Source organism: Pseudonocardia alaniniphila (assembly GCF_022524485.1).
Taxonomy (GTDB): domain Bacteria; phylum Actinomycetota; class Actinomycetes; order Mycobacteriales; family Pseudonocardiaceae; genus Pseudonocardia; species Pseudonocardia alaniniphila.
Window position 1 is genome coordinate 196,700 of sequence record NZ_JAKXMK010000002.1, and the last position, 17,288, is coordinate 213,987.

A 17,288-nucleotide genomic window follows, 5' to 3' on the forward strand; every position below is an offset into this window, starting at 1 on the left:
ATTGTTGACAATTTGGTTGCCACTTCGATCTGGACGGTCATATGCTCTCGGCGGCCCCGGTGACCGGCCTGCAGAGCCGCGCCCCCCTCCCGGAGAGCGCGCTGCCGCGGTGTGTCCTCCGGCGACCGGTGGCGGCGGAACTCGATGAGGAGTCGACGAGGCAGATGCGGTTGCGAGCACGTTCTTCGCGGGTGGTCGCGGCGATGGCCGTGGCACTCTCCGTTGCCCTGCTGGGGGCAGCATGCGGCGAGGTCAAGCAGGGCGCCCCAGGCGCCACGATCCAGCCGATCAACCCATATGGTGGAAACTTCGCCGCGGAGGGCACGCCGAAGAGGGGCGGCACGCTGCTGGTCGGCGAGGACCGGGAGATCATCGGGTTCGACCCCACGGTCCAGAACCAGAACGCGGCCGCCGCGGCGGTCTACGACTCGCTGCTGAAGGCCAAGCCCGACGGCACCGTGGAGCCGTACCTGGCCAAGTCGATGGACACCTCGGACAACGGCCTGACCTGGACGATGGGCCTGCGCCCTGACGTGAAGTTCTCCGACGGCACGCCCTTCGACGCGCAGGCGGTGATCATCAACACCCAGCGGCACATCGACAAGGTGAGCTCACCCGCCCACGCGGCTGCGTCGCTGATCGAGTCGATGACCGCTCCCGATCCGCTGACCGTGGTCTTCAAGCTCAAGCAGCCGATGGGCGACTTCGCGCTCAACTTCGGGGGTGCGTTCTTCGGCGGCACGCTCGGCATGATCATCTCGCCCGCCGCCCTGAAGAAGTACGGCGACCAGATCGCGAGCCATCCGGTGGGCGCCGGTCCGTTCACCTTCGTCAGCTGGACGCGCGACTCCAAGCTGGAGCTGGCCCGCAACCCCGACTACTGGCAGCCGGGCATGCCCTATCTGGACGGCATCGAGTTCCGGCCGCTCCCCGACACCGAGACCAGGTACTCCTCGATGCAGAACGGGGACGTCGACATGATCTTCGGGGGGTACAACCAGGAGCTCGTGCGCGGCCTGGCCAACCCGAACCTCAACGTCTACTACGGGCCGGGCAGCGCGGGTGAGTACATGTACTTCAACCTGACCAAGGCGCCGTTCAACGATCGGAACATGCGCGAGGCGATCATCCGGGCGATCGACCTGAGGGCGCTCTCGGCCAGCCAGTACAACAACCAGATGGTCCCGGCGAAGAGCCTGTTCATCGAGGACAGCCCCTTCCACACGCAGGCCGCCTCCGACGAGTGGCCGACGTTCGACCAGGCGAAGGCCAAGCAGCTCGTCGACGCCTACCGCGCCTCCGGTGGCAACCCGGACTTCACGTTCAAGACCACGACCGCCCGGCAGGCCTTCGCCGAGTTCATCCAGGCCCAGATGGCGGCGATCGGCATCAAGGTCGACGTCAAGACCTACGACCTGGCGCAGTTCTCCTCGTCGGTGCTGCAGAGCAACGACTTCCAGCTCACGAGCTGGGTCGGGCCGTTCGACTACCCCGACCCCGCCGTGGCGCGGATCCTGTCCACCACCGGCAACGGCAACTACGGCAAGTACTCCAACCCGCAGGTCGACCAGTGGCTGACCGATGCCGCGGAGACCACGGACCCTGCCCAGCGGACGAAGGACTACCAGCAGGTCGAGCTGCAGGTCGGCAAGGATCTTCCGCTTGCCTTCTTCACCCGCAGCTACCTGTCCACGATCACGAAGAAGGACGTCAAGGGCATCGACCGGTTCATCTCCCGGGACATGTGGTGGGCCACCACCTGGCTGGACCGGCCGTCCGGGCAGTGACCCCGCGCGCCGACCCCGTGGGCTGAGGGACGGGCCGCGCCGGAAAGAGGTACGAGGAGCGCGCCGCGCCCGGCCGGATTGTGGCCGGCGCGGCGCGCTCATGCACTGCCGACGCTCAGGTCCGCGTCACCACGACGACCGGGATGACTCGCTCGGTCTTGGCCTCGTGGTCGGTGAAGAAGGGATAGGCCGCCGTGAGGATGCTCCAGAGCCGCTCGCGCTCCTCGCCGGTGGCCGCCACGGCGGTGGCGTCGTAGGTCTCGTCGCCGACCTCCACGGTGACGTGGGCGTCGGCCTCGAGGTTCAGGTACCAGTCGGGGTGGCGGGGCGCGCCCATGTTGGACGCGATGAGGAGCACCCGGTCGCCGTCGGGGTGGAACATCATCGGCGTGGTGCGCCGCTCCCCGGTGCGGCGACCCGTCGTGGTGAGCAGCAGGAGACGGTCCCGCTGCATACCGGTGATCTCGCCACCCGCCCGGAACTGCTCGATCGTGCGACGGTTGATCTCCGCGATGTCGGTGACGTCCATTCATCCTCCATATCCGAATGCGCCCGATCGGGCACATGATGCTCGCACCGCGCGTCGTGCCCGGATCGGCCGCGTTAGCGTGACCGCGGCGCGGCCGCGACCGCGATGACCGGGGGAGGGCTGCGGATGAACCTCGAGAAGGTGGTCTTCGGCTTCTTCGTGCTGCTGGCCGCCACCCTGAACTTCGGTTTCTTCATCGGTGACATCTCGAATCCCGACCTGCACAACGTCTACGAGCTGTTCGCGGCCGTCGTCGTCAGTCTCATCGCGACGGTGCTGAAGTTCGGTGACCGCACGCAGATCGGTGCCGTCCACCTGGCCACCAGCCTCGTCGCGGATCTCCAGCTCATCGCCGCGGCGATCGCGTGGACCTACGCCACGAACATCTCGACCGAAGGGCTGACTCCTGCGGCGACGGCGAGCGTCGTGTCGCTGTCGGGCGGCGCGCTGTTCGCCAACGTCGTATCGGTGGTGCTGCTCGTCGTCGAGACCGTCTCGTACCACCGCCGGTAGGGCCACGCCTCGGAGCGGGTGCCGCGGATGCCCGTGCGGATGGTCGTTCAGCGCCTGCGTGGTGAGCGGGAAGCGTTCCACGGCCCGACGGGTACGTGTCTGGTTCGGCCCCGGCCAGTTTCCGCGGCGCCCCACCGGGGGAACGGCTGGCAGGCGTCTTCCACGGTCCGTACCGTTCGTGCAGGTCGCACCGGGTAGAGCCGGAGAGCTACCGGTGATCCCGCCGTCGCCCGGGATGTAAGGGGGTCGAGATGGGCAACCCGCTGCTCTCGTTCTGGTGGCGCCTCTTCGGGCAGGAGGAGCGGGCGACGGGCCGGTTGCGCAGGCCCGTCCCGCAGGCGTCGGCGGTGCAGGCCGAGGCCACGATCTTCCTGATCCTGCGCCGGATGCGCGCGCCGCTGATCGTCCTGATCACGATCTTCGCGGTGAGCGTGCTCGGCCTGACCCTGATTCCAGGACAGACGCCGCAGGGGCTGCCCTACCGGATGGGGTTCTTCGACGCGTTCTACTTCATGAGCTTCACGGCCTCTACGATCGGCTTCGGGGAGCTGCCCTACACGTTCACCGCCACACAGCGGCTGTGGGTGACCGTCACGATCTACCTGACCGTCATCGGCTGGGCGTACGCGATCGGTTCCCTGCTCGCGCTGCTGCAGGACCGCGGGTTCCGCCAGGCGCTCGCCCTGCAGCACTTCACCCGCAAGGTGTCGCGGCTGCGCGAGCCGTTCCTGCTGATCGTCGGCTACGGACGCACCGGTGAGCTGCTCGCGCGTGCCTTCGACGACATCGGGAGGCGATTCGTGGTGCTCGACGTCCAGAACGAGCGCATCGACGCGCTCGACCTCGCCTCATACCACACCGACGTGCCTGGGCTCGTGGCCGACGCCCGTGACCCGAGCCATCTCGGGGTGGCCGGCATCGGCAACGCGCACTGCGAGGCGGTACTCGCACTGACGAGCGACGACGAGGCGAACCTGGCCGTCACCATGACGGCGGCGCTGCTTCGGCCCGAGCTGCCGGTGATCGCGCGCACGGTCTCACCCGCGATCGCCGAGCGCATGCACGCCTTCGGCACCCCGACGGTTGTCAATCCCTTCGACCGCTTCGGAGACCACCTGCGGATCGCGCTGCGCGCGCCCGCCAGCTTCCAGCTGATGATGTGGCTCGAGAGCGGCCCGGGCGCCGAGCTTCCGCCACGGAGCTCCCCGCCTCGCCGCGGGCGGTGGGTGGTGTGCGGCTATGGCCGGCTCGGGCGCGAGCTCATCGAGGACCTGCACGCCGAGGGACTGGAGTGCACGGTGGTCGACCCGGCCGCCGAGCCGTCACCGGTCGAGGAGGTCACCACCGTCGTGGCGGGCCGCGGGTACGAGCCCACCGTGCTGGAGCAGGCCGGTGTGGCGGATGCGGTCGGGTTCGTCGCGGCCACGGACAACGACACGACCAACCTGTCGCTCATCGCCGCTGCCCGGCGGGCCAACCCGTCGCTGTTCGTGACAGCGCGGCAGAACCGCCCGTCCAGCGGCCCGCTGTTCGCGGTGATGGACGTCGACTCGCTCCTCGTCCCGGCCGAGGTGGTGGCCCATGAGGTGTACGCGCAGCTGAGCACGCCGTTGCTGTGGCGCTTCCTGCAGGAGGTGCCCGGGCGCGGGAACAGCTGGGCAGCCGATGTCGTCGACCGCTTGACCGAGGCCTGCGGCCGGCACCTGGGAACCCTGTGGAAGTTCCGGCTCAACCGGACCGACGCGCCGGCGCTGACCGGCTGGCTGGCGGGGGGCGACGCCCGGCTCGGCGAACTCCTGCGCGATCCCGACGCGCGGGAGGAACGACTGGAGGCGGTGGTCCTGATGATCCTTCGCCCCGGTGAGTGCCTGCTGACCCCGGACGACGACGTGGTGCTCGCGCCGGACGACGAGCTGCTGCTGGCCGGGCGCCCCTCCGCCCGCCGCGCGCTCGACACGACGCTGTGGGTCGACGCCGTCCGGGAGTACGTGGTCACCGGGCAGCACGTGCCCGAGAGCTGGATCTGGCGGCAGATGTCGCGCGCCACGCGCGACGGGGGAGAGTGATGGTGCCGCCGTCCTCTAGGAGGAGAACGTGACCGAGCACAACACCGATCGTGACTACCCCGCGTCGACCATCCCGCCCGGCGGTGTCGAGCCCGTGCCTCGGAGGGTGCGCGCCGTGCTGGGCGGGCGGGTCGTGTTCGACACGGTGCGGGCGCTGTACGTGTGGGAGTGGCCGTACTACCCGCAGTACTACATCCCCCGCTCCGACGTGGACCCCGACGTACTGGTCGACGAGCAGCACGTCCAGCACCTGAAACACGGGACGGCGCAGCGCCACGGGCTGCGTGTCGGCGACGTCGAGCGGCCGCGCTCGGCGCGGGTGTTCACCGCGGAGGCCGAGAAGGGGCTGGAGGGCATGGTGCGCTTCGACTGGGCCGCCCTCGACGCCTGGTTCGAGGAGGACGAGGAGGTCTTCGTCCACCCCCGCAACCCCTACACGAGGGTGGACGCGCTGCGCTCCAGCCGTCCGGTCCGGATCGAGCTCGACGCTGTGGTGCTGGCGGAGTCGGCCTCGCCGGTGATGGTGTTCGAGACCGGCCTGCCCACCCGCTACTACCTCGACCGCACCGCGGTGAACTTCGAGCATCTCGAGCCGACCGACACGGTCACCGCCTGCCCGTACAAGGGCCGCACCAGCGCATACTGGTCGGTGCGGGTGGGTGGCGAGCTGCATCCGGACCTGGCATGGGCCTACGACTTCCCGACACGTCAGCTCCTGCCGATCGCCGGCATGGTCGCGTTCTACAACGAGAAGCTCGACGTGATCGTCGACGGCGAGCGCCTGCCGCGGCCGGACACGCATTTCTCCCGGTGAACCTGCGACGGCCGGCTCTGTGACCACCGGCTCTCCGGTCACGGGTCACATCCGGCAGCGCCCGGCGCTCTCACCTCGGTAAGGTCTCGATCGGCCGAAACGGCCTCACCGTCGCAGAGGACGGGCTGGTCCGGGCTGGGAAACAGTTCCCCCGCGACCAGCCGAACGTCAGTCTCCAACACCGCGCATCCGACCTCGCTCGGCACCGCCGCCTTGTCGCGGAGCGGAAGCCTGCACGAGAACGGATGCCCCACGCACGATGAGCACGACGTTGGACTGCACGGCTCCCTCCGAGCCCGGCATCGCCCGCACGCCGGACCATCAGCGCGTTCACCTGGTGCTGATGCTGGCGCTCACGTTCTCCACCGGTGTGATCGACGCGGTCGGCTACCTCGGCCTGGATCGGGTGTTCAGCGCCAACATGACGGGCAACATCGTGATGCTCGGGATGGCGCTGTTGGGCGGCGAGCACCTGCCGGTCGCCCGGCTTGCACTGGCTCTGGTCGGGTTCGTCGTCGGAGCGCTGGTGGCCGGGCGGGTACTGCGCAGGGCGGCGCCGGGATGGTCGACGCGCACGACCGTGCTGCTCGGGATCGACTCCGCCGTCGTGCTGGTGCTGTCGCTGGTGCTGCTCCGGTTCGGGGTGCACCCCGCCGACCCCGCCGGATCGTCCATCACGTCGGGGCTGGCCGTCGCCATGGGGATTCAGGCGGCCACGGCCCGGTTCATCGCGGTGCAGGACGTCACCACGGTGGTGCTGACCTCCACGCTCACGGCGCTGGCCGCGGACAGCTGGCCGGGCGGCAACGCCGGGCTCTGGTACCGCAGGGCGGCCGCGATCGGGCTGCTCCTCCTGGGTGCTGCCGCCGGTGCGGGGCTGCTGAGATGGCACATCACACCGGCGCTGCTGCTGGCGGCAGTGATCATCGGAGCCGTTGCGGTCGTCGGCCACCGCGTGGCGAGGAGCTGAGCCCCACCGTCGCCGCCGGCGGTTGTCAGGAGTGAATCGCCGCCCCGATCGGGTCTCCTCCCCGCGAACGGTTCGCATCGTCGATATCTGTCGGGTATGTCCGAATCGGCGGCACCGACTGCCGGTGCCGCACGGAAGGGGCAACCCGACATGTCCGAACGCGACATCGCACTCCGCAGCCTGCACGACATCGGGCTCGCGTCCTGGTTCGGCGGGTCGCTGGCCGGTGCGGTCGCGGTCAACGGGGCGGCCGGTGACCTGCCCGACGAGCGGCAGCGCCTACCCGCCGCCTGCGCGGGGTGGGCGCGCTGGACCCCGGTCAACGTCGCGGCGATCCTCGCCTACCTCGCCGGCGCCACCGGGCTCCTGCTGGCGGACAAGGACCGCGTGCTCGGCAAGGAGGGCGTGGGCGCCACCGCCGTGGCCAAGGTGGCTCTCACCGGTGTCGCGCTCGGGGTGACCGCCTACAGCGGAGTGCTGGGCAGGAAGCTCGGCCAGGCGGAGGGCGTGCCGGTCGACGGCGCCACCGATCCCAACCCGGACACCCCACCCGACGTCGCGTCGACGCAGCGGCAGATGGCGGTCTGCCAGTGGATGGTCCCGGCGCTGACCGGCGGCCTGGTCGTGCTCGATGCCGTGCACGACGAGAAGCGGCGACTGAACCGTGGACTGCCCGCGATCCTCGCAAAACTCGCACGACCCCTTCACCGTGGTAACTGATTTACATTTCAGTGAACCGTTGTGCCCCGGGCGTCGTGTCGTCTGCAAAGGGGAGCTGTAACCCGCAGTTCGCGGGACGGCCCCGAGGTGACGAAAGCGCCTTCCGGACGACCGCTGTCGGATTCGGGTGAGCGCCTGCCCGGAGACGAGGTGAACGGTGATCGCTGAGTGTGCTCGGTCGTGGAACGTGGACATGGACGGCTACGACAGGCGTCGTACCTGGGAGAACATCTACGACGACGGGTCACGTGCCGAGCTGCTGCCCTACCGCAGCGAGCTTCTGCGGCTCGACGAGTGCGGCCCGTCCACCGTGCAAGATCCTCATGTGCTCTGAGTCATCACGATTTCTTCGCCGCGCAGGTGGAGGGGCATCTGCGGCGCCGTGCCGCGGATCACTCCCGGCGGACGGCGGATCACGCGATCAATCGGACGGTGTCGTCAATCGGAGGCTCGTCCGCACGCAGCACCAGGTGCTCCCGCACCAGGGCAGGAGCACAGTACGACCAGGGGAGAGGCCTGAAATGAGCACGCGCACCAGCATCGAGGTGGCCGTCGACGGGGGCCGGCGGGCGACCGCCGCGCCGGCGGCACCGTTGATCTGGAAGTTCGGCGGCACATCCGTCGCCGATCACGACCGACTACGCGCGGTCGCCGAGCGAATGGTCGCCGCGCAGCAGTCCGGACGTGGCGTCGTCGCGGTCCTGTCGGCGATGGGGAAGTCCACCGACCATCTCGTGGACGAGGCGTACGCGATGTCGTCGCGCCCACCGCTGCGTGAGCTGGACGCGCTGCTGTCCGTCGGCGAGGCGATCTCCTGTGCGCTGGCGTCGATGGCGGTTGCCGAGCTCGGCTCCCACGCGGTGTCGCTCACCGGCCTGCAGGCCGGAATCAGCACCGATGACAGGCACGGCAACGCACGGCTGGTCGGCATCAACCCGCAGCGCATCCGCGACGCGCTGGCGGATGGGTCGATCGTGCTGGTCACAGGCTTTCAGGGGATCGGCCCCGACGGAGACGTGACGACGCTGGGCCGGGGTGGTTCGGACGCGTCCGCGGTCGCTGTCGCCGCTGCACTGGGCGTCGGCGAGTGCGAGATCTTCACCGACGTCCCCGCGGTGTTCACGGCGGACCCGCGCGTGGTCCCCGACGCGCGCAGGCTGACCTCCATCCGGCACGAGGAGATGCTCGAGATGGCCGAGGCGGGCGCGGCGGTGCTGCAGCCGCGCTCGGTGGAGCTGGGTCTGGCGCACGGCGTCGACATCCACCTGCGGTCGAGCTTCAGCACCGAGCAGGGCACCTGGATCCGGCGCGAGGGGGCAGGCTTCGAGGACGGGGCCGAGGTCGCGGGCATCGCGCACCGGCGGCAGGAGAGCCTCTACGCCGTCGACGGCGCGGGTGCGGGACCGGTCGTGGCCGCGCTCGCCGAGCGAGCTGTCGCCGTGGGCGCGATCGTGCCGGCCGACTCCGGGGTCCGCTTCTCCGCACCGGGCGCGGACGCCCACGAGGTCACTGCGGCGCTCGAGGCCGTCGGCCTGGTTGCCAAGGTCGACGAGGAGCTGGGTTCGGTCTCCGTGGTGAGTCTCGGCATCGCTCGCAAGCCCGGCATCGCCGTCCGCGCGCTCGCCGCGCTGGAGGCCGACGGCATCACGCCGCGCCTGGTCACCTCGACTCCCGGCCGCATCTCGGTCTCGGTGCCCTCCGGCCAGGTCGACGACGCGGTGCGGCTGCTGCACCGGATCTTCATTCCCGCGGCCGAGCGTGTGTCCGTTTCCGACCTGAATGCGCCCGCTGACGCAGCGTGATCCGACAATCGCCGACAAACGGTCGGAACGGTTCGCTCGAGCGGGGGTGCCGGCGTGCACCCGGGCGGACGTTATTGCTCCCGCGAATGCTGTGGACCAGCGCGGATAGCCCAGGTGGCCGTATAGCGTGAGCCTGTTCGGAATCGGAGCGAAAGAGGAGGACCCTCATGCCCTACGTGACCGTCGGCCAGGAGAACTCAGGTCCGATCGACGTGTATTACGAGGATCACGGCTCCGGTCAGCCGGTCGTGCTGATCCACGGGTTTCCGCTCAACGGCGCGTCATGGGAGAAGCAGACACCGGTCCTGCTGGATGCGGGGTACCGCGTCATCACCTACGACCGGCGCGGCTTCGGCAAGTCCAGCCAGCCCACGGTGGGCTATGACTACGACACCTTCGCAGCCGACCTCAAGACGCTGATCGACACCCTGGATCTGCGCGACATCGTGCTCACCGGGTTCTCGATGGGCACCGGCGAGGTCACCCGGTACATCGGCAGGTACGGCACGGACCGCGTGGCCAAGGCCGCGCTCTTCGGCCCGATCCCGCCGTTCCTGCTGCAGACCGACGACAACCCCGAGGGCGTGCCGGGCAGCGTCTTCGAGGGGTTCAAGGACGCCATCCGCAAGGACCGTCCGGCCTACCAGAAGGCGTTCCTGGACGACTTCTACAACGTGGACAAGCTGGGCGGCACCCGGATCAGCGAGCAGGCGTGGCAGACCAGCTTCATCACCGCGGTGGGGGCCTCCGCGATCGGCACGCTGCAGTGCGTCGACTCCTGGCTCACCGACTTCCGGCACGACCTGCCGAAGTTCGATGTGCCCACGCTGATCGTGCAGGGCGTCGAGGACCGGATCCTGCCCATCGACGCCACGGGCAGGCGGCTCCCGGCACTCATCAAGGGCTCCCGCCTGGTCGAGGTCGAGAACGGGCCGCACAACATCGGCTGGACCCACCCGGAGGAGCTGAACAAGGCGTTCCTCGACTTCCTGGGTGAGTAGGCGCACCAGGCGACTCGACGCCCCCGGCGCACTGCGCCGGGGGCGTCGTCGTGAAAGGGCGGTGGTGGGGAGCGATGGAGGTTGGAACCGGAGCCCCGGCCGGCTCCAGCGGCTCGTCCGGGACCCCAGCAGACATGGGCGGCAGAGCCGCGGCGACAGCCGGATCGCGGTGGGGTCCTCCGGTCCAGCTGGTGTTGTCGCTGTTCACAAGGCTGTCAGCGGAGGCACGGTTGCTCGATGGGGCGCTCCCCACAGCTGCCGGTGAGCTCCCCCGGGCCGACGTGGGGCTGCCCCTGCAGGTCAGGCGGACCGGGTCAGCAGGGTCAGGGCGTGGTGGCGCAGTGTGGCGAGCTCGGTGGTGACGCGGGGCCGGTCCGGTTCCGGTGAGGCGACGCGCCGCAGCTCGGCCGTGCGGGCCGCTGACTCGTCGCGCAGGTGCTGCTGGGCGGTGCGCACGGCGTCGCGGGTGTACTTGGTCGCGCCCAGAAGGAAGCCGTCGGCGCAGTTGCGTGCGAGCGACTTCGCCCGGGAACGGCGGGCGTCGAGCTGTCGCTTGCGCTCGCCGCTCATGGCCGCCCCACCCATCAGCAGAGCCGCGAGCAGCGCGGCGCCCACGACGATCCCGATCGGGAGGTGGATCCCGGCGAAGCGCGGCAGGACCAGTGCCATCATGAGGCCGCCGTATCCGGACATCACGAGGCTGCGTCCTCGCGCGGCCAGGGGCCGGCCCTTACCGGCAGGCGGTTCACGGGGCGGCAGCTTGCCGAAGAGGTCGGGCACCGCAGGGGGATCGACGGGCTGCAGCGCAGGGCCGCCGACCTCGGCGCCGACAGCCGCGGCGACCTCGGCCGTGCGCGACGCCAGCAGCGCGCGTGTCTGCCTGCCCTCGTAGTCGAGCCGCTCGCGCAGCCAGGTGTGCATGGCGTCCCAGTCCCGCGCCGGATCGCTCTCGTCGATGGCGCGCTCGGCCTCGGCCACCACGGTGCGCACGCGGGAGCGCAGGTCGAAGTCGACGTCGGATGAGACGGCCCCGAAACCGTCACCGAGCACCTGTGCCCAGCGGCCCCGGCCGGCCGGGCCGGGAGCGGTCTCGGCGGGAGCGGGGCGGCGGGGACGGGGCGCGGAGGTCGCCTCCATCTCGGCGACCGCGTCCAGCACGTGCTCGGCCACGGCGCGCGCCGCGCCGAGCTCGGCGTGCTCGGCGAGGTCGAGCAGCCACTCGGCCAGGGCGGGAATCCCGGACGTCGTCGCGAGTGCGGGGTCGTCCTCGGAGAGGGCGCGGGCATGCTGGTCGACCGACACCGCGAAGTGGGTGTCGGAGACGTCTGCCGAGCGCAGTAGCTCCAGGTCGGCCTGGAGGACATCCGGCCAGTCAGGGTGCCGGTCGGTCTCGGTCAGGGCGAACACGACGGTGGGAGAGCGGTGGCGAAGCGCGCTGAGCTGGTCGACCTCGGATGCGGAGAGCACCTGCTCGGCTGTGGCGATGAAGACGACGACGTCGACGGCCTCGGCAAGGCCTGCGTCGCCCGTCTCGGCGATGGTGATGCGGGGAGGGCCGGAGCCGGCGCGCAGCAGAGCGGCGGCCATCGAGGCCCTGCCCTGCTGCGCGCCGCCGGCGACCTGCACCGTGACCGACGGTCCGCATAGCAGGCCGCGGGCCTCGGAGAGCCGGTCGACGATGTCGAGCCGGCCTCCGGCCTTGGCCGTGCCGATCGCCGTGTCCAGGACGTCATGCGGCCTCGAGGTCGCGTGGTCCTTCGACGGCGGGGCGGTCATCGGTACTCCTCGGTTGCTGTGCGGTGAGGGGACGTCAGGCGTCGTAGTCGTCGTCCGAGTCGTCGTCCTCGTCCTCGTAGTCCTCGTCCGAGTCGCTGTCCTCGAAGTCCGAGTCCTCCTCGTCCTTCCAGGCGGTCGCCTCGTAGTAGATCTCGTAGTACTCGGTGCCCTCGAAGTCCTCGTCCATTTTCGGATCCTTCCGTCAGATGGGTCGCGGATTCTTCTTCCGCTGTTTTCGAACCCACGACAACGATGACGGCGAAGAACCGGCACAAACAGCGAGAAAGCCCCACCGTTGCCGGAGTGAACCCCCGTTGTGTCGAGTGGGGTGAACCCTTCGTGTGCAAGGCATCGCACCGGCCCCGGACATGCCACGAGCCCGGTCGCGGGAGGCGACCGGGCTCGGGAGGAGAAGCTGACGTCGGGTCAGGAGCTGAGTGCGGCGCCGATCTGGAGCAGCCGGGGCGCGTACTCGCGGGCGTGGTGGGCGCAGAACAGCAGCTCACCGCCGGTGCGCAGCATGGCCCTCACGTGGGCCGCTGCCCTGCACCGGTCGCAACGGTCGCGCCGGGTGAGCACGGGGGAGGGGACGGTGGACGTGGTCATGGCGATCACGCTGCTTCCAGGATGGCGTGGCCCGAGGGGGTGAGCCGGGCAGGCCCCGCGCCCGTGACCGCTGCGATGAGACCGGCCTTGGTGAGCCGGGGACCGGCGAACTGGTCACTGAACGGGAGACCGTCGACAACGAGCGCATTGCTCGTGGTGGAGATCTCGCAACGCCCCGCTGCGACGGCCCGGAGAACGGCACGGTCGCGGTGGGTGAGGGCGGCGGTCGTGGTGTTCATCGTCGTTCTCCTTTCGTCTCGGGAACGTCTTTTCGACAAGAGAAGGGTGCGCCGCAGCAGCTCCGGGATACAGTCCGTTTCCCCTACATACGGCTGGGTGGCCCCGCCGGTTCACGTAGGGCAGGCCCCCGTGGGGCAACCCGGCCGGCGAGGGGTACGTCGCTCGTCCGGAGCGGTCCTTCTCGAAGGCTGCGGCATCGACGCCGCGCGGTACCGAGTGTCCGAGAGGGGGTGGCATGCGGCATCAGTCGATTGACTGCCACGGCGTGACCTGGCTCCCAATCCGGTGCCGGCCGCTTCTCGTGCGGCGAAGATCCTGTTCGCTGCGCGGCTCAGCCCGTGTGCAGGGTGGTCAGGGTGCCGTCCGCGAGGTTCGAGACGTAGGCGATGGTGCCGTTCGGCAGCAGGGCCACCGACGTCGGAGACTTGCCCGTCGGGATGGTCGCCGTCACAGACATCGTGTCGGGGTTGATCACCGAGACCGTGTTGTCGGTGACGTTGACCGCGTAGGCGAAGCGGCCGTCAGGTGCCCAGGCGATGTCCTGCGGGTTCCTCCCCACCGCGATGGCGGAGATGACCTTGTTCGTGTTGGTGTCGATCATCGTGACGGACGCCGAGTCGTAGTTGACGTTCGCCACCAGCGGTCGGGTGGGGTGCACCGCAAGGCTGTGCGGGCTCTTCTGCACGGGTATCTCCGCGAGTATCGCGAAGTTCGACGTGTCGATCACGGACACCAGGTTCGACTCGTGGTTGGCGGTGTAGGCGCGCTTGCCGTCCGGGGAGAACTCGACCCAGTGCGGGTTGGGCGCCACCTTGATCTCGTTGGTGACGGCGTTGGTGGCGGTGTCGATCACCGAGATGGTGCCGGAGTCGTGGTTGGGCACGTAGAGCTGCTTCCCGTCGGGCGTGACGGCGGCGAGGAAGGGCCGGGTACGCACCGGGATGGTGGTCGTGATCGAGTTCGTGGTGGTGTCGAGCACACCGACGGCGGCAATGGTCCTGGCGTCGTTCCAGATGCTGACGTAGATCGTGCGCCCGTCGGGGGAGAAGGCCAGGTACTGCGGGGGTCCGGTGGCGACGGGGATGGTGGCCGTCACCGTGTTCACCGCCGTGTCCACGACGGTGACGACGCCTGCGTTGCGGTTCGCGATGTAGGCCTGACGCCCGTTCGGCGAGACGACGACGAACCCCGGGGTGGGCCCGGCTGCGATCGTGGGCCCGATGGACGGGATGGGCAGGCTGGCCGCGACGGCAGGCCGGCCCGCGGGCGGCGCGGCGGCCGGAGGCGCCTGCGCGGCGGGGGGCGAGGGGGACGCAGTGGTCGGAGCCGCGCCGAACTGGTTGGTGAGGAAATAGACGAGGCCGGCGATCAACACGGCCACGATGACCGCCGCACCCGCCAGGGCGAGGGGCCGGCGACCGATGACCGGGGCAGGCCGGGACGACGGTGGAGGCGGCGGCCCGGTCGGTTCCTCCGGGCCCCCGCCGCCCGGCCCGCCAGGACCGGGCGGGCCGGAGCCTCCGGACGGCGGTCCGCCCGGGCCTGCGGGCGTCTGCCGCTGGGCCGGGATCTGTGGTGGGGGCCCTGTGCGCTGGGCCGGGACGTCCGCGGCGGTCGCTGCGCCCGCGGGTCCGCGCTCGGCGTCCACGGCGACGGCAGCGCCCGCGGACGTGTCGTCGCTGCGGCCGCCGCGCGGGACGGGAATCGTCGCCGCCGGTGGGGCGCCGCCTGCGGCCGGGATCGCTCCCGCCCTGGCCAGGGTGGCGGCGCCGAGCGCGACGGCGTACTTGGGGTGGGCGTCCACCACGGTGGGGCGGCCCAGCTCCTCGGAGATCATCCGGGACACCAGCGGGATCCGGGACGAGCCGCCGACCAGCAGCACCGCGGACAACGCGCTCGCGTCGACCTGCGCGGAGCGCACCGTCCGGATCAGCGTGCCGATCGTCGACTCGATGGGGGCGCGGATCATGTCCTCGAAGTCGGCCCGGGTGACCCGCACGTCGAAGTGGCGGTGGGGCAGGAACACGGGGATGGTCGTCTCGGTGTCGATCGAGAGAGCCTCCTTGGCGAGCACGCAGTCCTGGCGCAGCCGGGCCAGCGCCACGGAGGTCTGCGGGTCGCCCATGTCCAGCTCGGACAGCGCTCCGCTCGACGAGTAGTTGACGTAGGAGAGGATCGCCTCGTCGAAGTCGACGCCACCCAGGCGTTCGATCCCTTCGGGAATGCCGAGGATCTCGATGCCGGCAGAGCGCTTCTGCAACACGGTGGCGTCGAACGTGCCCCCACCGAGGTCGTAGACGGCGATGATCTCGCCGTCGTTGAGGTGGCGCGACGCCGCGTAGTGGGCAGCGGCGGCCTCGGGCTCGGTGACCGTGCGTGGTGCTGTGAGCCCCGCGACCTGCGGCACCTCGTCGAAGAGCTCGCGGCGGAACGGTCCCCAGTTGGCCGGGTGGGTGAGGACGATGCTCTCGGGCTTCGTGCCCTCGGTCTCGGTCACCTTGGTCACCACGTCGTGCAGCAACGTGCCGAGCAGGGTGGTGACGGGATAGGGAGAGCCCCCGAGCACCACGGGTGTGGGGTCACCGAGACGGCGCTTGAACTCGCGGCCGATCCGGTCCGGGCTGCTGACGGCGCGGCGGGCCGCGGCGTCACCGGAGACGAGGGCGCCGTCCTCGCGCAGGTACACCACGGCCGGGGTCACCACGGTGCGGTCGCCCAGGGTGAACATCTCGACGTTGGACCCGTTCGCGATCGCGGCAGCGACGAATGTCGTGCCGAGGTCCACTCCGAGGTGATATCCCACGCGGCCTCCCGGGAGCCGGCACCGTACCTCGTCTCGGATACCCGCGATAGCGCTGGTCAGGGTCGCTCTGGGGTTCGCTCGCCCGCCGGTCGGGAAGCGTTACACCCCCGGCAGTAATCGGGCCCGTCGGGAGACACCAAGAGTGGGGAGAGCCCTACCCGGGGTGGGGTGCACCCCATTCCCGCGCGACCTCGCACGCCGGACCATACGAGGATGATGCTCGAGCCAGCGCAGTGCGCCGGCGACGCTCCCCGCACGCCTTCCGAGCAGGGCACGCCCGACGCGCCGTCATCAGCCGCACCTCCCCCGACCGACCCGCAGGCCCCCGACCCCGCCACCAGGCTCCCCACTCCTGACCCGGACGCCCGCCGCCGCGCCGAGCGCGAGCAGTGGATGCGTCGCCGGCGCCTCGAACGGCAACTGCACGACGGTGCCGCGTTGCGGATCTCCGCGCTCGCGCTCCAGCTCGGCCTCTTCCGGCACCGCGTGCCCGACGCGGAACCCGACCTGCACGCGTCCATCGACAGCCTCCAGGACGAGCTGCACGCCGCGCTCCAGGAGCTGCGTGATGTGGCCGGCAAGATCTATCCGTCCCTGCTCGACGACGCCGGGCTCGGCCCGGCCCTGCGCGAGGCGGCCGACCGTGTGGACATCCCGGTGCGGGTCGACGCCTCCGCCGACCGGTTCGATCCGGCGGCAGAGGGCGCCGCCTACTTCTCCGTGGTCGAGTGCTTGGCCGCGATGGATGCCGCAGCCGCTGCCGAGAAGGCTGCCGGCGGCGAACCCGGCGAGGAGCCCGTCGAGGTCGCGGTGCGGCGTGTGGGTGACGAATCGGACGGTTGGGTGCTGTCCGTGCAGCTCAGAGGAGTGAACGTGGCGCACGCCGGGGCGATGCTGGACCAGGTGCGGCGGCTCGGCGGCACCATCGATGTCGCCGGAGGGCCTGGCCCCGGCACGATCACAGCGAGGATTCCATGCGAGTAGCGCTGGCCGAGGACGGTGCCCTGTTCCGCGAGGGGCTGCTGATGCTCCTCCAGGCGGCGGGGCACGAGGTCGTCGGCAGCACGGCCGACGGTGACTCGTTGGTCGAGCTGCTCTCGACCGAGCGCGCCGACGTCGCGATCCTGGACATCAGGATGCCCCCCGAGCCGGACGGCGGGCTGGTGACGGCGGAGCGGCTGCGCGCCCTGCATCCCGACATGGGTCTGCTGTTCCTGTCCCACTACGCCGAGTCGCACTACCTGATGCGCATCCTGCAGATCGGCACCGACTCCATCGGCTACCGGCTCAAGGAGAAGGTGGGCAGCGTCGACGTCCTCACCGACACGCTCAGCCGCATCGAGGCCGGCGAGATCGTCATCGAGCCGGTGTTGGCCAAGCGGCTGGTGGAGCGGCCCCGCGGCGACAAGAAGGGGGCCATCGCCTCCCTGTCCGAGCGCGAGCTCGACGTGCTGCGCCTCATGGCGGAGGGGCGGTCCAACACCGGAATCGCCGCGCAGCTGTTCGTCACGCCCAAGGCCGTCGAGAAGCACATCGCCAACATCTTCGGGAAGCTCAACCTGCATGCCGACACGGCCGAGCACCACCGGCGGGTACTCGCCGTACTGACCTACCTCCGATCGCAGCGCGACGGCGACTGAGGCTTGGCCGCGCACGTCAGG

The 17,288-nt window shown here is 70.3% G+C and carries 17 protein-coding genes; 11 read left to right on the forward strand and 6 right to left on the reverse strand.

Translation table 11 applies throughout. The features are described from left to right. Positions 1 to 164 precede the first annotated feature (164 nt). Positions 165 to 1,787: an ABC transporter substrate-binding protein gene (locus MMF94_RS01970; RefSeq protein WP_241034295.1), complete on the forward strand. Its 1,623-nt coding sequence runs from the start codon at positions 165 to 167 to the stop codon at positions 1,785 to 1,787. A 115-nt stretch (positions 1,788 to 1,902) separates the two neighbouring features. Here MMF94_RS01970 and MMF94_RS01975 read toward each other — a convergent pair whose 3' ends face one another. Next, a complete protein-coding gene (locus MMF94_RS01975) occupies positions 1,903 to 2,316 on the reverse strand; it encodes a nitroreductase family deazaflavin-dependent oxidoreductase (protein WP_241034296.1) in 414 nt (137 codons plus the stop codon). A 126-nt stretch (positions 2,317 to 2,442) separates the two neighbouring features. Here MMF94_RS01975 and MMF94_RS01980 point away from each other — a divergent pair, with 126 nt between their 5' ends. The 8 genes from MMF94_RS01980 to MMF94_RS02015 all read left to right on the forward strand — a co-directional run bounded on the left by MMF94_RS01980 (position 2,443) and on the right by MMF94_RS02015 (position 10,202). Next, positions 2,443 to 2,829 carry a DUF6394 family protein gene (locus MMF94_RS01980; protein WP_241034297.1) on the forward strand — a complete coding sequence of 129 codons (387 nt, stop codon included), beginning with the start codon at positions 2,443 to 2,445 and terminating at the stop codon, positions 2,827 to 2,829. Between the two features lie 251 nt (positions 2,830 to 3,080). Continuing rightward, on the forward strand, positions 3,081 to 4,895 hold the full coding sequence (locus MMF94_RS01985; protein ID WP_241034298.1) for a potassium channel family protein: 1,815 nt from the start codon (positions 3,081 to 3,083) through the stop codon (positions 4,893 to 4,895). 28 nt (positions 4,896 to 4,923) lie between these two features. Next, a complete protein-coding gene (locus tag MMF94_RS01990; RefSeq protein WP_241034299.1) occupies positions 4,924 to 5,709 on the forward strand; it encodes a DUF427 domain-containing protein in 786 nt (261 codons plus the stop codon). Between the two features lie 259 nt (positions 5,710 to 5,968). Next, the gene (locus MMF94_RS01995; RefSeq protein ID WP_241034300.1) at positions 5,969 to 6,679 is read left to right on the forward strand and encodes a YoaK family protein; all 711 of its coding nucleotides are present in this window, start codon (positions 5,969 to 5,971) and stop codon (positions 6,677 to 6,679) included. A 150-nt stretch (positions 6,680 to 6,829) separates the two neighbouring features. Further along, positions 6,830 to 7,399 carry a hypothetical protein gene (locus MMF94_RS02000; protein ID WP_241034301.1) on the forward strand — a complete coding sequence of 190 codons (570 nt, stop codon included), beginning with the start codon at positions 6,830 to 6,832 and terminating at the stop codon, positions 7,397 to 7,399. 193 nt (positions 7,400 to 7,592) lie between these two features. Beyond that, positions 7,593 to 7,733, forward strand: a complete 141-nt coding sequence (locus tag MMF94_RS02005) for a hypothetical protein (RefSeq protein WP_241034302.1) — start codon at positions 7,593 to 7,595, stop codon at positions 7,731 to 7,733. A gap of 187 nt (positions 7,734 to 7,920) precedes the next feature. Beyond that, on the forward strand, positions 7,921 to 9,201 hold the full coding sequence (locus MMF94_RS02010) for an aspartate kinase (RefSeq protein ID WP_241034303.1): 1,281 nt from the start codon (positions 7,921 to 7,923) through the stop codon (positions 9,199 to 9,201). A gap of 167 nt (positions 9,202 to 9,368) precedes the next feature. Continuing rightward, entirely contained in the window at positions 9,369 to 10,202 is an 834-nt protein-coding gene (locus MMF94_RS02015; RefSeq protein WP_241034304.1) for an alpha/beta fold hydrolase, read from the forward strand. A gap of 300 nt (positions 10,203 to 10,502) precedes the next feature. Here the strand turns inward: MMF94_RS02015 and MMF94_RS02020 are convergent, their stop codons facing one another. From MMF94_RS02020 to MMF94_RS02040, 5 genes are all read right to left on the reverse strand, one after another. Continuing rightward, entirely contained in the window at positions 10,503 to 11,978 is a 1,476-nt protein-coding gene (locus MMF94_RS02020) for a P-loop NTPase family protein (RefSeq protein WP_241034305.1), read from the reverse strand. A 34-nt stretch (positions 11,979 to 12,012) separates the two neighbouring features. Beyond that, a complete protein-coding gene (locus tag MMF94_RS02025) occupies positions 12,013 to 12,165 on the reverse strand; it encodes a hypothetical protein (protein ID WP_241034306.1) in 153 nt (50 codons plus the stop codon). A gap of 239 nt (positions 12,166 to 12,404) precedes the next feature. Then, positions 12,405 to 12,584, reverse strand: coding sequence for a DUF7455 domain-containing protein (locus tag MMF94_RS02030; RefSeq protein WP_241034307.1), 180 nt, complete (start codon positions 12,582 to 12,584; stop codon positions 12,405 to 12,407). 5 nt (positions 12,585 to 12,589) lie between these two features. Next, positions 12,590 to 12,823: a hypothetical protein gene (locus MMF94_RS02035; RefSeq protein WP_241034308.1), complete on the reverse strand. Its 234-nt coding sequence runs from the start codon at positions 12,821 to 12,823 to the stop codon at positions 12,590 to 12,592. Positions 12,824 to 13,155: 332 nt separating this feature from the next. Further along, entirely contained in the window at positions 13,156 to 15,627 is a 2,472-nt protein-coding gene (locus tag MMF94_RS02040; RefSeq protein WP_241034309.1) for an Hsp70 family protein, read from the reverse strand. 213 nt (positions 15,628 to 15,840) lie between these two features. On the opposite strand from MMF94_RS02040, the gene MMF94_RS02045 reads away from it, so the two are divergent. Together MMF94_RS02045 and MMF94_RS02050 are read left to right on the forward strand one after the other, a co-directional pair. Further along, positions 15,841 to 16,611 carry a sensor histidine kinase gene (locus MMF94_RS02045; RefSeq protein ID WP_241034310.1) on the forward strand — a complete coding sequence of 257 codons (771 nt, stop codon included), beginning with the start codon at positions 15,841 to 15,843 and terminating at the stop codon, positions 16,609 to 16,611. Continuing rightward, a complete protein-coding gene (locus MMF94_RS02050; RefSeq protein ID WP_241034311.1) occupies positions 16,602 to 17,267 on the forward strand; it encodes a response regulator transcription factor in 666 nt (221 codons plus the stop codon). Before MMF94_RS02045 ends, MMF94_RS02050 begins: the two co-directional genes overlap by 10 nt. Positions 17,268 to 17,288: the final 21 nt, after the last annotated feature.